The following is a 15438-nucleotide window of genomic DNA, read 5'->3' on the forward strand; positions in this document are numbered from 1 at the left end:
TCCCCCTAAATCCCCCTTAAGAAGGGGAGTAGGGGTTGACTTTGAGAAGAATCTTGTCCCCCCCTTATTAAGGGGGGCTAGGGGGGATCGGATTCTATGCAACCTCATAAAAAATTGGTATAACTTATCCAAGCAACCCCGGCAAATTCGGTTAATAATATGTTTAGCAAAGTTTAAACTACCAACAACAATGATTCGCTCACTTTTCACATTTTTTACAGTATTAATTGTAACCGGGTTAGTATGGTTAGGAAATATCGCGCCCGTTGCCGCCCAAGTACAACCAACAGATATCACCGATCCCCAACAGGAATTGGGAGAACTCGTTCAAAAAGCTTTTGAAGCTACAAATGAAGGCAAATTTCCCGCCGCAGAAACTTTTTGGACTCAAATCATTGACAAATTTCCCTCAGAAGCCGCCGCTTGGAGCAACCGAGGCAATTCTAGAGTCAGCCAAAACAAACTACAAGCCGCTATTACCGACTACGAAAGAGCGATCGAGCTAGCACCCGACGCCCCCGATCCCTACCTCAACCGCGGCACCGCCTTAGAAGGTTTAGGACGCTGGGAAGATGCGATCGCCGACTACAATCATGTACTAGAATTAGACTCCCAAGATCCAGCCGCCTACAACAACCGAGGCAACGCCGAAGCAGGTTTAGGAAAATGGGAACAAGCAATTGCCGACTACAGCAAAGCCTTTGAACTAGCCCCCGAATACGCCTTTGCCCGCGCCAACCACGCCCTCGCACTTTATCAAAACGGGCAAACCAAAGAAGCAATTCGCAACATGAAAAACATCGTCCGCAGATACCCCCAATTTGCCGACATGAGAGCCGCCCTCAGCGCCTGTCTTTGGGAAGCAGGAAATCGCGGCGAAGCTGAGAGCAATTGGGTAGCAGCCATCGGCCTCGACTCCCGCTACAAAGACCTCAATTGGGTTGCCAATAACCGCCGCTGGCCACCACTTGCTGTCAGTGCATTAGACAAATTCTTGCACTTGCAATAGTCTCAAAGGGAAAGTTGACTGTTGACGGTTGACTGTTGACGGTTGACTGTTGACTGTTGACGGTTGACTGTTGACTGTTGACGGTTGACGGTTGACTGTTGACTGTTAACTGTTGACTCGATTTTATTATTCCGATACAACCGGAAACGATATCATTGGTTATTTGTTATTTCGACAACTAACAACTGACAACTAATACGAATTTAATGTGAAGTTGCACATATCTCGATCCCCCTGATTGTTGGGGAGTAGGGGTTGACTTTGAGAAGAATCTTGTCCCACCCCCTACTCCCCTTATTAAGGGGGGCTAGGGGGGATCGGATTCTATGGAACCTCATAAAAAATTGGTATGACCCCTCCTTCTACAGTCAACAGTCAACAGTCAACAGTCAACAGAACTAATTCTCTAATTCGCGCAGCCGTCAACTCCTCGACATTCCTGAAAACCGCTGCTGCACCAGCAGTTTTCAGCGCTGCAGCATACGCCTCGCAGCGCACAGCATCATCCAAAACATGAGGTGGCAAAATTCCAGCCCCCAGCCAAACCCGATTTGGTTGCACTTCCCGCGCCTTCACAACCGTGTAAATATCCGCAACAGTATCTCCCGCGTAAATCACGGGCAAATTTTTTTCTAAACCGTGCAGATTTTCCAACTGTTCAATTGCCGCGAAAAGTCCAGCCGGATCGGGTTTTCCCGGTGCATCTTCCATCGCCACCAACACCGGGGAATTTAAACTCAGTTTCCCTGACAAAACATAAGCAGCTTCATCCCGCATCGCCCCGCTAAAAAAGCCCCAAACAATGCCCCCAACCGTTAAATTTTCCAGATAAGCCGGACTTAACAGCAGCGGTTCGTCGCAAATGTAACCAGTCCAATTTTTCTCATCGGGCCCGCGATAGCGACTTTGGAAAAAAGCCACTAACTCGTCATAGTTGAGAGCGAGTTCATTTCTCGATCGGCCAATCCCCTCAAAATAACGGCAAACTAACTCAAAAGACGCCTGCCAGTCATTATTCCACACTCCCTCCGACTTCAGAGAGTCGATATCGAGAGAATTCGGACGAAAAGCACCCGCCGTGAAATGTTCCACCGCATCGGCGATCGCCCGCCGGTAGGAACCAGACACATCCCGCACCACACCGTCAATGTCAAAAACTACAATAACTCTGTTCACAACTTAACTAATCCTTGTACCTAGGGCCGGTGAGAATCAATAAGCTTGGGTTAAAACTGTTTATTCCTCCGATATCCCCCTAAATCCCCCTAAGAAGGGGGACGCAAGAGTAAGTTCTTGTCCCCCCCTTCTTAAGGGGAGCTAGGGGGGATCGGGCTCGGGCCCAAGCGTATTGCGGTGAGAACCCAAATTTTATCTGTTCCCAGCCCCTGAGTGGCGCTAAAACCAGCCGCGCCACAAAACTTTTCATAGCCGATGACCAATTATCGAACAGAGTGTGCTACGCTTAGCGATTGTAGAAATTTTTAACAAGTTCGATCGGAACCCTGGAGGTTTGCTTGTCCAAGTTCATCTTAAAAGTTCTCTGGCTAGAAGAGAATGTTGCCCTCGCCGTTGACCAAGTTGTCGGCAAAGGAACTAGCCCGCTGACATCCTACTTTTTCTGGCCTCGCAAAGATGCGTGGGAAGACCTCAAAAACGAACTCGAAGCCAAACACTGGATTGCTGATAACGATCGCGTCGAAATCCTCAACCAAGCGACAGAAGTAATCAACTACTGGCAAGAAGAAGGCAGACGGCGCCCGATGACTGAAGCTCAGTCAAAGTTCCCTCAAGTGACTTTTACCGGCAGCAACTAAGCCCAGCTTTAAGTTGCTACCCATATAAATTGCCTGTTATGGCTGACGAGGGGAAGGAGAGAGGGGAGAAGGCGAGAGGATTTGACGCTTTTTCCACCTCGCCGTGAAAGATAAAATTTGAATTCGCTAACAAAAATTCGGGGTTAGAGCCTCCCTCTTCTAGGGGGACTTTTATTAATTGATCTATTCCTATGATGGATATTTTATCATAGGAATAACAGGAGAAAAAAAGATGCTAACTCTAGAATTTAAGATTTATGCAAAACCGAACCAATTTCAAGCGATTGATGAAGCGATTAGAATTTGTCAATTCATTCGCAACAAGTCTATTCGCTTGTGGATGGATGGTGGGGCTAAATCTTGGTTCGATCTTTCTAAATACTGTGCTATTTGGGCTAAAGAGTTTGACTTTGCAAACAAGTTAGGCGCAATGGCTCGGCAAGCAAGTGCAGAAAGAGCGTGGGCTAGTATTTCTCGATTCCATGAAAACGTCAAAAAAGGGATTAAAGGGAAAAAAGTTGGTTTCCCACATTTCCAAAAAGACTGCCGTTCTGTGGAGTACAAGACCAATTCTTGGAAACTCTCAGCAGATAGAAAGTCAATCACCTTTACCGATAAATGCGGGATTGGGAGATTAAAGTTAAAAGGCACTCGTGACCTAAATTTCTATCAGCCAGAGCAGATTAAACGGGTGAGGCTGGTTAAAAGAGCAGATGGATATTACACTCAAGTTTGCATTCAAGTAGACAGAATTGAGTTAGCCCCATCAACAGGGAAAACTATCGGATTAGATGTAGGGCTAAAGGAGTTTTACACCGATTCAAATGGCGAAATGATTCCTAATCCTAGATTTCTGCGTAAGGGTGAAGTGCAGTTAAAACGTGCTCAACGCTTAGTAAGTCGGAAAACAAAAGGGAGTTCAAATCGCCGCAAAGCTAGAGTGATTTTAGGTAAGCGACACCTCAAAATAAGTAGGCAACGTAAAGACCATGCTATCAAGTTAGCAAGGTGCGTAATCACATCAAACGATGTAGTAGTCTATGAAGATTTGAGGGTGTCCAACATGGTTAAAAATCATTGTCTGGCAAAGTCCATTAGCGATGCTTCTTGGTATCAGTTCAGAATGTTCTTAGAATATTTCGGAAAAGTGTTTGGTCGGATTACAATTGCAGTAAACCCTGCTTGCACTAGCCAAGAATGTAGTAACTGCGGTGAAATCGTTAAGAAGTCTCTATCCACTCGTACTCATATTTGTAAATGTGGATGCGAAATGGATAGAGATCATAATGCTGCAATTAACATCCTGAATCGCGGGATAGGTACGACAGGTCATGTCGGAACTTCGATCCTAGAGATCGTAAACGCTTAGGGAGACTAGACCTCTGGATTAGGTGCGGCAACGTTCTTAATTTAAGTCCAGTCTTTGAACTAAGAATTCTCACGCCTTTAGGCCCAGGAGTGTCAAAGCTTATCTTGATACTAACTCCGATTTTCAGACCTAATCTGGTTTTGGGCTTGGTCGATCGATTTGAGATTAGAGATTGGAATTTTATGCAAAATAAAGCTCTAAAATCGCCTTTTCTAAAATCTTAAAAATACTAAGCAACCAAACCGAAGAAATCTAAAATCGGCTTTTTATACTTTTAAATTGTACAGTCAGATCTCAAAGGACTTCCCTATGACTAATGACTAATGACTAATGACTAATGACTAATGACTAATGACTAATAACTAATAACTAATGACTTATTCGCGGAATTTATGGGCGCCGAAAGTACAATCAACCAGACCGAACAGCTACCGCTGGTAGTAAATCCCGACGTTCTCCAGCAAGCTATCCTCTACAAAATTAATACCCGCGTAAACGCTCGCGGAGAATTAATTTTCCCCTGCGTACCGGGAATGCTAAGCCACTATCTCAAGGCAATAGAAAATCTATTTAGCACTCTCGACAGACCCCTGCCCGAAGACCGCAGAGACGAACTCAGCAAGCTTTTAGCCACCAAGTTAGAACAAGGCTACCGCACCTCCACAGCATCGATGCTGATTCTGCAATACGAATCAGTGCAGCCGCCACAAACCGGTTTAGCCTGCAAAGTGATTGTTACTACCTCAACAGTTGGAGAACAGTACAAAAGCTGGGTAGACACCAGAGAACCTCCGCTTTTCGGTTCTCATCCCGATGCAAAATTGATGACAACGGCTGCTAAATTGGGCACACCCGATCGAGTGCGGATTTTGGACGTGGGGGCTGGTACCGGCCGCAATACCTTGCCGCTGGCGAGATTAGGCTATTCTGTGGATGCGATCGAACTAACTCCCGCTTTTGCAGAACAATTGAAAGCGGCAGTAACAGCCGAAAACCTTCCCGTCACAGTGACTGAAGGCGATGTGCTCGACCCCTTAATGCGGATGAAACCGGCCCGCTATCAGTTAGCAGTTGCCGCCGAAGTCATTTCGCATTTTCGAGACAGCGATCAAGTACGGCTTTTCCTCGCTAAAATGTGCGATTCCCTGTCTCCCGGAGGCCTGTTGCTGTTCAGCACGTTTTTAACTGTCGGCGACTACCAGCCAGATGCCCTCGTGCGACAAGTTGCCCAACTCTCCTGGTCTACTTTATTTACACCCCAAGAACTCGCCACCGCCATGGAAGGGTTGCCCTTAGTCCAAATATCCGATGAATTGGTGTTTGAGTATGAACGCCACCACCTGCCGGAAGGAGCCTGGCCACCGACGCCCTGGTTTCCCAGTTGGGCCACCGGTCGAGATGTCTTCCCGATGGCAAACGCACGCCCGCCAATGGAATTGCGCTGGATTTTGTGCCGCCGAAGTTAAAAAAAAATCAATCATTTCTAGACGGGCACAGCAATCAAAACGTTTTATCGGCGGTAAAATTTTCCTCATATATTTTTTTTTCAACAGCTTAAAGCCAACTCGCTGTTAATATTGTGCTGCCGGCATAGAAAAATTTACAAAAATATATATTAAAATGTAAACAGAGCGAAGTTCGATCGCCTCTGGGTGACAAACCCAGTGTCTGATTAGATCCCACGCTTGCCAACCTTTTACTTCTTGCGAAAAATTGGGTTTCTAAGGGCAATCGGGCTTGAATAAAAGTCGATCGCCATCTCAATCGGTGCAACTAGAGTTAAGATGAATTCAACCAACCTATTCCTCCCGATAGATGACATTTTAGGGAATAGGATATCCCAATAGATTAGCTCGCTAGTCAGCGATGCTCCTGAGAAACAAATATGCTTTTAACACGTCCACTACAAACGTTTGGAGCAATCTTCAGGCACCAACCTTCTAGAAATACATCATCTATCGAACAAAAAAGCAGCGAAAATTCTTGGGAGGGGAATATTGAGCCCGCTGTAAACGAACAAATTGACTGGTATATCCAAATGAAAATGCTAATGAGTAACGCTAAATCTTCCTGCACCAATGAAGAGATTACTGCTTGGCTGCGCGGATTGCTGACAATTGCTTGGGCAGACGGCAACTTTGACGAATACGAGCAAAAAATGATTGCAAATCTAACTCAGGATGAAGTACATCCGGTATCTTTTGAGGCGGGTTTTGAACCCATTACCGCAGAGGAACTAGCCGCTGTGTTAGGGGAAGACACCGCCAAAGGCGAGGATTTTTTGAGGACAGCAGTAATGGTAGCCTTGGCAGACGGTACATACTCGCTCAGCGAAGACGAGGTAATCTACAAGTTTTGTACAGCTTTGGGTCAGAACGTAGAGGTACTCGAAGCTCTGCGACACACCATCGAAGACAGCAAGTGCGATCCCCAGGGGCCCAGCAGCCAAATAGTCTTTGATGCGAATGTCGCCCCCACCACCGGAACACCGCTTTCATCTCGGCTACCTAAACCTCACCACAAAGATGTCCTGCAACCCGTCAAAGACTGGCTCGACGGCTGGGAAATTCACGACCCAAAATTGGCACACTTTGTCTGTAAAATTATTCCGCCCCAGTGTCCGTTTGAGCGAGATGTCGTGTTATTTGGTCGCAAAATCGTCCACATTCCGGCGATGTGCCAGATTAACCCGCTTTACGAACAGTTAGTCGGGATGCGCTTTCGAGCTCTCTGCTATTTGGCAGATGAATGTAAGGAAGATGTATCGTCCTATTGTTAGTAGTCAGTTGTCAGTTGTCAGTTGTCAGTAGGCAGTTGTCATTCTTGTGAAATCTTGGATTAATGAGTGTAACTATTAACCAATGACTACTAATTTGTCCAAAATGCAAAAACCGGGTTTTTCTAGGACAAAAGATCGTTACACCCATCCGCGCCAGTAGAAAAAGCCAGTAGAAAAACCCGGTTTATTCAGTTTTTGTGCGTGAGTCCTGCTAATATTAAATCGGCTTTGATAATACCAATTCAACAAAAGTTTTTGTACAATCTTCCATCTTATACAAATTATTAAAAGTGGCCGATTTAGGAGCAGGAAACGGCAGTGCCGATTCCCTAGAGATGCTCGCCTACAATCTCTCGCTCGGCACTACTTTTGAGAATTGGTATAATTATATTTTTGCGGCAACTGTCAATCGCAAGTAAACTTGGCTTTCGTCGGCCGACGCGGACTAAAGGAAAAGGGCAATATGGTACTTGCATCTGGTATAATAATAACTAATGACTATTGACACTGACTATTGACTACTGACTAAATTATGCAATTTATCGATCGAGCAGATATTCAAGTCGCAGCCGGCAAAGGCGGCGACGGTATGGTAGCTTTTCGCAGAGAAAAGTATGTACCGGCGGGCGGGCCGAGTGGCGGCACCGGCGGGCGGGGCGGTTCCGTGTATATGGTAGCGGTGGAAAGCCTGCAAACGCTGCTGGATTTTCAGTACAACCGGATTTTTAAAGCCGATGACGGGAAGCGCGGCGCGCCGAAGAATATGACGGGGGCTTCTGGGGACGATCGCACGATCGAAGTTCCCTGCGGTACAGTAGTTTACGACGCGGAAACTCAGGCAATCTTAGCAGATTTAGTAACGCCCGGACAGACGTTTTGCGTTGCCCAAGGCGGCAAAGGTGGCTTGGGCAACAAGTGTTTTCTGACCAATTCCAACCGTGCTCCAGATTATGCGATGCCGGGAAAAGAAGGAGAACACAAATTTTTGCGTTTGGAATTGAAGCTATTAGCTGAAGTGGGAATTCTGGGGATGCCGAATGCTGGCAAATCCACCTTAATTTCAGCTTTATCTGCGGCTCGCCCCAAGATAGCAGATTATCCGTTTACAACTTTAGTCCCGAATTTGGGCGTAGTCAGAAAACCGACCGGCGACGGTACTGTTTTTGCAGACATTCCGGGATTGATTGAGGGAGCTCACGAAGGCGCTGGTTTGGGTTACGAGTTTTTGCGGCACATCGAACGAACTCGGTTGTTGCTGCATCTGATTGATATTACCGATGAAGATCCGATCGCCAATTACGTCACAATTCAGGAAGAATTGAAGGCTTACAGACGTGGTTTAGCCGATAAACCGCAGATTTTGGCTTTTAATAAGGTAGATGCGATCGACCTCGAAAGCGAAGAAATCGGTAATTTAATCAGCCGACTTAAAGAAATTAGCGGCGCTCCGATTTTGTTGATTTCCGCCGTTAGTAGAGTTGGATTGGATGAATTAATGCAGCAAGTTTGGCAGAAACTCGACGAGATGAACGAGAAAGAGGCGGCCGAACAGTTAGCAGTCGCGAGTGTTTAATCGCTTTCTGGTTCCTGGAATTTCCGTGAATGGGTAGGTGTTTTTTGAGGAGGTCAAATCTTTCGGCTGTATGGCTGGTGCGGCAAGGGTTTGAGCCTCTATGCGGAAAAAGGAGGTTCACGGAAACGCTGAAATTATTGCTGTGTATAGCTTTGATGGTTGTTGAAAATTTTGTATCTTGACAGGGCGGTGGCTGAAATGATATTTTTGGGATGCTTGACGGAACAGTACCTTGAAAACTAAATACTGTAAGGCTTCTGGCACGGGCGGCCGGAATCAACCTAAATCCCTATCAGGGATTGAAACCGTGGCGCTCTCTTTGCTTGTCTCTACTACTATCGCCGGAATCAACCTAAATCCCTATCAGGGATTGAAACTCCAATCTGCTCTTTCCAGGGGGCCGGATTCCCGCCGGAATCAACCTAAATCCCTATCAGGGATTGAAACTTCGTGATATTAAACAATGCAAAGTAATCCTTGAAAGCCGGAATCAACCTAAATCCCTATCAGGGATTGAAACCAGTTAGCGCGCGGTAGTGACCTTGAAATCTCAAGATGAGGTTCGACGCCGGAATCAACCTAAATCCCTATCAGGGATTGAAACCCAAGAACAGCGGCGTAGGGGGCGGAGGGACTATGGCCGGAATCAACCTAAATCCCTATCAGGGATTGAAACTACAAAATGGCGCGAGAGACGGGAATACCTGTTCACAGCCGGAATCAACCTAAATCCCTATCAGGGATTGAAACTAAATCGACTGCTTCCCGCCACCTTTGTAACTCCTAGCCGGAATCAACCTAAATCCCTATCAGGGATTGAAACTTTGAGTGAATGCTCGGAATCCCTGCTGTAATCGCCGGAATCAACCTAAATCCCTATCAGGGATTGAAACATAGTCAGGATTTGGAATGTAGCCAGTCGGTATTTGCCGGAATCAACCTAAATCCCTATCAGGGATTGAAACGTACTCGGTCACGGCAGCACGGTATCTTTGGTCACGCGCCGGAATCAACCTAAATCCCTATCAGGGATTGAAACTGATATGCCGCCTGGTGATATCGGCCAAGCTTCGGGCCGGAATCAACCTAAATCCCTATCAGGGATTGAAACCACGTCATTGAATTGATTTGGTGGGTCGTTATTGAGCCGGAATCAACCTAAATCCCTATCAGGGATTGAAACGTTATATTGTTTTCTAGCGCTCTCATATCCTCCGCCGGAATCAACCTAAATCCCTATCAGGGATTGAAACTGATATCCATCTTTGTTAATGGTAGTGGTACCCACGGCCGGAGTCAACCTAAACCCCTATCAGGGATTGAAACGGCTCTGACATGGTTGGAGGGGTAAAAATAGGGAGTCAGGCCGGAGTCAACCTAAACCCCTATCAGGGATTGAAACTGGTGGATGTGACGAGCGACTACCGCAAAATCTTTGCCGGAGTCAACCTAAACCCCTATCAGGGATTGAAACCGAGCTGCCCAAGGAGCAAGACCAGCAGCAAAAACTGCGCCGGAGTCAACCTAAACCCCTATCAGGGATTGAAACAAATCAATTTTCGCGGGTAAATTAACGGTAGTTTCGCCGAAATCAACCTAAACCCCTATCAGGGATTGAAACACCATGAAGCCCATGGGGGCTAGAGCAACCCCGAAAGCCGGAATCAACCTAAATCCCTATCAGGGATTGAAACGCACCTGTCGCCGGATCAATTCCGGCGATATTCTCACGCCGAAATTAACATAAATCCCTATCAGGGATTGAAACCCAAAATTCAACATCAAGCATAACTCATGCTTCTGTCTGTAAGCGTTTGTAGGCGTGAGCTTTGGCTAAACGCACCCAATGTTCTAACAGCAAATAGCGATCGAGTTCGACTTCCTCTCTGGCCGAAATAGTGCCGGATTTATTGCGATCGAGCAGTTGGCTCATGCGGGCTTGCAACGCAGGTGTGGGGCGGATTGCGAGGATTTCTTCTGGGCTGGGTTGACTCGCTAGCAGTTCGACGATTTGGCGATCGTCTTGGTAGGGGATGGTTTCTGCGGGGGCGAGTTCCCGAAGTGCCCGATCCAGGGCTTCCGGGAGACGATCGCCCAATTGTTGCAGTTTTTCGCCAAGGATATCGGGAACTTCTAGGATAATTTGCATTAGCGCTGATCTGAGGATGGGAATTCCCTTGATTGTAACAAAGGGAAAAAATGCCGTTAACTTAAATCCCGATCGAGGATTGAAACTGCATAGCCCGATATTTGCACAGTTGTTCACAATGGAGATAACTCGCGGATTCGCCCATTGTAATCAACTCTGATTCGGCCATCTTGAGAAACCGTAACAACCGTTTCTACCGTATAGACAGACGAACCAGGCTTGTTACCCTTAAAAGTAAAAGTCCAAGTTCCATCGCCATTGTCAACAAACGGCGATTCCTTAGAAGTACCGTGCATAGAAGCTTCAGCTCGATAGTTGCCTAAACCCCCATTAGCCCTTTCTGCTGCTTGACGGGCTAAGTTTTTTGCCCGATTGAGTTCGATATTATTGTTGATCACTCTCACGCCGTCCGTCTCAGATTCAGGAGCAGGATTAGCATTACTCAAGGTAGGGAAGACTCCAACGGCTAAAGTTGAGAGCGCTACTAGACAAGCAAGGCCGATGTTTAGTTTCATAACACAAACTGATTTATAGTTTGATAAAGTCTACGAGACTAGCCGGAAAAAACCCGGTTGAATCTTCAATTTTTAATTTTCACTTGTGAATCGGCTGGCGTTTCCCCACCGTACAAATAGCGGTAACTCATCCGAGAAACCTCCCGAATCAATGTTTGAGCTGGCTTCTCTGTTTCCGGCGGATGCTTCACCATCACCGCCACCAAATAACGCTTACCGTTCGGCAAATCCACCATACCCGCATCCGCAAGAATTGTATCAATGTTGCCGGTTTTGTGAGCAATAATTGAACCTTCGCCTAAACCTTTCGGCAGCAAAGAATCATTTTTAGTTTGGCGCATGATTTGCAAAATGCGATCGCGCGATTTCACCGATACCACATTACCTCGATCGACCTGGGCTATGATATTAATCAAATCCTTCGGACTGGTAGTATTAGTTCCCTCCAAATCTGGCAACTTATTACGCAGAACCGTCGTACTCAAACCCCAATTGGCAAAATGCTGATTCAACACCTCAGCACCTCCCAACAACTCAATCATCATATTTGTCGCCGTATTGTCACTGACAACAATCATCTTTTGGGCAACTTCCAAAGCCGAATACTTCTTGCCAGGAGCCTGGTCTTGCATATCCCCAGAACCGCCGACAATGTGTTCGGGCTTCAGCGTCAGCATCTGATCTAACTGCACTTTGCCCTCATCTACTGCTTGGAAAAAAGCTACTAAAATTGGCACTTTAATCGTGCTAGCTGAAGCAAAAGCAGTATCGCCATTAAAATTTAGGTAGCTTCCAGTATCTAAATCGACTAGAAATATTCCGGCTGTCAAACTAGGATTTTCTGTTGCTAAAACCTGAACTTGGGTTTTCAAAGCTCCTAATTCTTGATTGAGTTGTAGCACTTCTGGGGTTGCGGATGCCGCAGATGCGCTATCGGCTGGGTTTTTCTGCCCTGCGGTGGTTGGTTCTTCTGTCGCTACCGTGGATGCTCGACTGACGGCATTCACCACCGACAGCAGCGTACCGCAAATCACCGCTATCCCAACTCCCAAAATCAGCAAGCGAGTAGCATACACCAACGGCGGCACGCTCCGAGGTGCAGAGCGTTTACCTGGTCTCTGACTCGCTTTTGGGCGCGGTTTAGGCACGGGGGGTTTTTTGGTATCTGCGGAGATTACCGTGTCTGAAATGCGAACTGGGGGCGAACTGGAACGACTTCCACGGGTTGCAGGCTGAGTGGCAGTTGGGAGCTGGCTGTTGGGATTGCTGGCGATCGAACTCACATTTTCCCGCTCCAGAGTCGGATCGGGAAACTCGAACATATCGACAGCAGCGAGGCCTTTTTTGCTTGGTTGGCGAGTCTTCGATTGCGGAGTTTTGCTGGTTCTGGGTTTTCTGGGGTTAATTGCCGATCGAGGATCGGATAAAAAGTCTTGCGTAGTAAATTCTTCCGAAGATGTGGGAGAATTGGCTCCATTTCTGCTACCCCGGCCCTGTTGCGGTGGCAAAGTTGCAGGTTCGGGCGATCGAATTTCTGGGTTGCCGTTTTGCGGTTGGGGAGGACGGCGGCGGCCCGAGTTGCCAGACTGACTTGCTTTGCCGGACTTAGGCTGCTTTGAGCCGGAGTTGGGAGAGGATATCGACGAGGATATCACCGATAATATCGATCCTTTGGGAAACCGCTCTGCCACGTCTTACTCCTTCATCACTAATGTAAAGTTCAAGTTTAAGATTTTTCAGCTTGTCAGCCAATCAATTTTAGATTTTAGATTTTAGATTTTAGATTTACCCCAGACGCTGCATGGTATCAGCAACCGGGTTTATTGCTCGCAAATTATCGCAAAGCTTAGGTTTTTAGTCAAGAAACTCTGTTATGAAGGTGACAAGTGGGTGAAGGAAAGTTCTCTGTGAAAAAAATCCTCAATCTCACATCCCCAATTATCAGCATTTCTGCTAGCTATCCGTTGGATTTTCCGGTAACGCCCCATCCAGAGTATCAGAATTTGCCTCTCGTGGGTAAGTTTTGATTGCCCATTCTGTTTGGCGGAGGACACCCCGCAGCATGGCGACTTCATCCACTGTCGGATAAGCCCTGTTGTACAAACGCCGAAATTTTTCCATCCGGCTTGCTGCTGTGTGCTGCTGCAAATATCCTATTTTGAGTAACAGCGTTTCTAGTTGCTGGTAATATCCCTCTAAATTTTCCAAGGGAGCACTGGCGAGGGGAATTGAGGGATTTTCTGTCTGGCGGGTGGCAAGTTTTTCTTGGTAACAAGTTGATAAATTATCTGTGGCATCGGGTATTGAAGAGGCAGAGCCTCTGGATATGCCTTCCCAGGCTGAGCCTGGGAACGAGGCATCTTCTTCTTCCTTCCCTCTTCCTTCTTCCTTCTTCCTTCTTCCTTCTTCCTTCTTCCTTCTTCCCTCTTCCTTCTTCCTTCTTCCTTCTTCCTTCTTCCCTCTTCCTTCTTCCTTCTTCCTTCTTCCTTCTTCCCGGTATAGTTCGTAACAGCAGATAGCGACGGCTTGGGCGAGATTTAGGGATGTGTAGGCATCGCTACTGGGAATGCGGATCAGGCGTTGAGCGCGGTTTAATTCGGCATTGGTTAAGCCGCAGTCTTCTCGGCCGAAAATTAGGGCGCTGGGGGCTTCTAGTAGCCAAGGCAAGGCATCTGCGGGTTCTTCTAGTTGTGTTGGCAACGATCGACAATCATCTCCTGTAGTTGCGATCGCTCTGACACACCCAACCAAAGCAGCGGGCAAACTCTCGACTACTTTAGCCGTTTCCAATATGTCGGCGGCGCGAACAGCCATCAGTCGGGCTTCTTCCCCTAAATGATCGCACTGGGGATTTACCAAAACTAATTGGTGCAAACCCATATTTTTCATGACGCGGGCAACAGAACCGACATTCAATGGGCCTGCCGGTTCGACTAAAACTATTCGGATGTTGGCGTCGGCCGTTTCGAGCATTTTTATTTGGGGAGGTGTTAGGCAGAAATTGGTTGTTTTGTTTGTTTTGATTAAAATTTAATCACTAACTAATGTAATGTCCAAATTAACATGGCCAAGCAACGATCGAAATCTGATTTACCGACAAAAATGTGCCCGGTGTGCGATCGACCTTTTACTTGGCGCAAAAAATGGGCCGACTGCTGGGATGAGGTCAAATACTGCTCCGAACGTTGTCGTCGCCGCCGTTTGGCGGCTCAAGATTAAGAATGTAGGGCAAGTTGCTCGATCAAAGCTAAGATTGCAAAGGAAAAATTTTAGGTTATTAGGTTATAAATTATGGCATCGCAACAAGTGCAACCAAAGCTAGTTATTCACGGCGGTGCGGGCAGTTCTCTACATAGTAAAGGCGGAATTGAGGCGGTGCGGAAATCGCTTTACGATGTTTTGGAGGAAGTTTATCCGCTGCTGAAAGACGGTGCAAGTGCCGTAGATGCAGTGGTGCGGGGCTGCCAATTGTTGGAAGATGACCCGCGATTCAATGCCGGTACTGGTTCTGTAGTGCAGTCGGACGGTCAAATTCGGATGAGTGCTTCGCTAATGGACGGTTTGATGCAGCGTTTCAGCGGGGCGATTAATGTTTCTCGCGTTCAACATCCGATCGAACTTGCTCAATTTTTGCAGCATTCGGACGATCGAGTTCTCTCTGATTTTGGTTCGGCGGAATTGCTGCGAGAACTTCAATTGCCGATTTACGATCCGATGACGGATTTGCGTTTGCACGAGTGGATGCAGGAACGCCAAGGCAATTTTAGCAAAGCAATGGCTGACGTGGTTGCCGAACCGGCCGGTATGGGTACGATCGGAGTCGTAGCTTTGGATGTGCATGGACGCTTGGCTGCTGCGACTTCGACTGGTGGCAAGGGTTTTGAGCGGATTGGGCGGGTTAGTGACTCGGCGATGCCGGCGGGAAATTACGCAGCCCAAAGTGCGGCGGTAAGCTGTACGGGGATTGGCGAGCACATTATGGACGAGTGTTTGGCCGCGCGAATTGTGATTCGGGTAACGGATGGTTTGAGTTTGAAAGCTGCTTTTGAGCGTTCTTTTACTGAAGCTGACGAACGTCAACGGGATTTTGGCGCAATTGGAATTGATGCTAGCGGGGCGATCGCTTTCGGCAAAACTAGCGAGGTTATTTTGGGTGCTTTTCACAATGGTATGCAAATGGGCGATACTTTGGAAATGAGCAAGGGAACGCTGATTTTTATTGCTTAAAAG

14 protein-coding genes and 1 CRISPR repeat array are annotated in these 15438 nt (G+C 47.1%); of the genes, 9 read left to right on the forward strand and 5 right to left on the reverse strand.

Annotation, left to right across the window (positions count from 1 at the left end; all coding sequences use genetic code 11):
* Positions 1-190: 190 nt before the first annotated feature.
* Entirely contained in the window at positions 191-1009 is an 819-nt protein-coding gene (locus QUA36_RS23805; RefSeq protein ID WP_333459315.1) for a tetratricopeptide repeat protein, read from the forward strand.
* A gap of 375 nt (positions 1010-1384) precedes the next feature.
* Here the strand turns inward: QUA36_RS23805 and QUA36_RS23810 are convergent, their stop codons facing one another.
* Complete coding sequence (locus tag QUA36_RS23810) at positions 1385-2185, reverse strand: TIGR01548 family HAD-type hydrolase (protein ID WP_333459316.1); 801 nt, start codon at positions 2183-2185, stop codon at positions 1385-1387.
* Positions 2186-2511: 326 nt separating this feature from the next.
* On the opposite strand from QUA36_RS23810, the gene QUA36_RS23815 reads away from it, so the two are divergent.
* The 6 genes from QUA36_RS23815 to obgE all read left to right on the forward strand — a co-directional run bounded on the left by QUA36_RS23815 (position 2512) and on the right by obgE (position 8544).
* Entirely contained in the window at positions 2512-2823 is a 312-nt protein-coding gene (locus QUA36_RS23815) for a 30S ribosomal protein PSRP-3 (RefSeq protein WP_263053625.1), read from the forward strand.
* A gap of 232 nt (positions 2824-3055) precedes the next feature.
* Complete coding sequence (locus QUA36_RS23820) at positions 3056-4192, forward strand: transposase (protein WP_333459317.1); 1137 nt, start codon at positions 3056-3058, stop codon at positions 4190-4192.
* A gap of 824 nt (positions 4193-5016) precedes the next feature.
* Positions 5017-5658, forward strand: coding sequence for a class I SAM-dependent methyltransferase (locus QUA36_RS31430; RefSeq protein WP_445251289.1), 642 nt, complete (start codon positions 5017-5019; stop codon positions 5656-5658).
* Positions 5659-6242: 584 nt separating this feature from the next.
* A complete protein-coding gene (locus QUA36_RS23830) occupies positions 6243-6971 on the forward strand; it encodes a Mo-dependent nitrogenase C-terminal domain-containing protein (RefSeq protein ID WP_445301451.1) in 729 nt (242 codons plus the stop codon).
* A 290-nt stretch (positions 6972-7261) separates the two neighbouring features.
* Positions 7262-7390 (forward strand): hypothetical protein, encoded by a 129-nt coding sequence (locus tag QUA36_RS23835; RefSeq protein ID WP_333459319.1) that lies wholly within the window; start codon positions 7262-7264, stop codon positions 7388-7390.
* A gap of 113 nt (positions 7391-7503) precedes the next feature.
* Positions 7504-8544, forward strand: a complete 1041-nt coding sequence (gene obgE / locus QUA36_RS23840; protein WP_333459320.1) for a GTPase ObgE — start codon at positions 7504-7506, stop codon at positions 8542-8544.
* A gap of 269 nt (positions 8545-8813) precedes the next feature.
* A CRISPR array of direct repeats spans positions 8814-10312; the repeat unit is 37 nt; unit sequence GCCGGAATCAACCTAAATCCCTATCAGGGATTGAAAC.
* A gap of 24 nt (positions 10313-10336) precedes the next feature.
* On the opposite strand, the gene QUA36_RS23845 is transcribed toward obgE, so the two are convergent.
* From QUA36_RS23845 to QUA36_RS23860, 4 genes are all read right to left on the reverse strand, one after another.
* Positions 10337-10810, reverse strand: a complete 474-nt coding sequence (locus QUA36_RS23845) for a hypothetical protein (protein ID WP_333292717.1) — start codon at positions 10808-10810, stop codon at positions 10337-10339.
* Entirely contained in the window at positions 10807-11208 is a 402-nt protein-coding gene (locus QUA36_RS23850) for a hypothetical protein (protein ID WP_333459321.1), read from the reverse strand. The genes QUA36_RS23845 and QUA36_RS23850 overlap by 4 nt, the downstream gene beginning before the upstream one ends.
* A 65-nt stretch (positions 11209-11273) precedes the next feature.
* Positions 11274-12863 (reverse strand): serine hydrolase, encoded by a 1590-nt coding sequence (locus QUA36_RS23855; protein ID WP_333459322.1) that lies wholly within the window; start codon positions 12861-12863, stop codon positions 11274-11276.
* A gap of 298 nt (positions 12864-13161) precedes the next feature.
* Positions 13162-14181 (reverse strand): RNA methyltransferase, encoded by a 1020-nt coding sequence (locus QUA36_RS23860; RefSeq protein ID WP_333161456.1) that lies wholly within the window; start codon positions 14179-14181, stop codon positions 13162-13164.
* Positions 14182-14271: 90 nt separating this feature from the next.
* Here QUA36_RS23860 and QUA36_RS23865 point away from each other — a divergent pair, with 90 nt between their 5' ends.
* The gene (locus QUA36_RS23865; protein WP_006631540.1) at positions 14272-14427 is read left to right on the forward strand and encodes a DUF2256 domain-containing protein; all 156 of its coding nucleotides are present in this window, start codon (positions 14272-14274) and stop codon (positions 14425-14427) included.
* 72 nt (positions 14428-14499) lie between these two features.
* Positions 14500-15435 carry an isoaspartyl peptidase/L-asparaginase gene (locus QUA36_RS23870; RefSeq protein ID WP_333161458.1) on the forward strand — a complete coding sequence of 312 codons (936 nt, stop codon included), beginning with the start codon at positions 14500-14502 and terminating at the stop codon, positions 15433-15435.
* Positions 15436-15438 lie beyond the last annotated feature (3 nt).

The sequence above is a fragment of the Microcoleus sp. Pol10D4 genome (assembly GCF_036701555.1).
GTDB lineage: Bacteria > Cyanobacteriota > Cyanobacteriia > Cyanobacteriales > Microcoleaceae > Microcoleus.

Coding starts and splice junctions, on each gene's coding strand:
- QUA36_RS23850 (WP_333459321.1), bottom strand. CDS start 11,208: ATGAAACTAAACATCGGCCTTGCTTGTCTAGTAGCGCTCTCAACTTTA.
- QUA36_RS23865 (WP_006631540.1), top strand. CDS start 14,272: ATGGCCAAGCAACGATCGAAATCTGATTTACCGACAAAAATGTGCCCG.
- QUA36_RS31430 (WP_445251289.1), top strand. CDS start 5,017: ATGACAACGGCTGCTAAATTGGGCACACCCGATCGAGTGCGGATTTTG.
- QUA36_RS23805 (WP_333459315.1), top strand. CDS start 191: ATGATTCGCTCACTTTTCACATTTTTTACAGTATTAATTGTAACCGGG.
- QUA36_RS23830 (WP_445301451.1), top strand. CDS start 6,243: ATGAGTAACGCTAAATCTTCCTGCACCAATGAAGAGATTACTGCTTGG.
- QUA36_RS23870 (WP_333161458.1), top strand. CDS start 14,500: ATGGCATCGCAACAAGTGCAACCAAAGCTAGTTATTCACGGCGGTGCG.
- obgE (WP_333459320.1), top strand. CDS start 7,504: ATGCAATTTATCGATCGAGCAGATATTCAAGTCGCAGCCGGCAAAGGC.
- QUA36_RS23820 (WP_333459317.1), top strand. CDS start 3,056: ATGCTAACTCTAGAATTTAAGATTTATGCAAAACCGAACCAATTTCAA.
- QUA36_RS23860 (WP_333161456.1), bottom strand. CDS start 14,181: ATGCTCGAAACGGCCGACGCCAACATCCGAATAGTTTTAGTCGAACCG.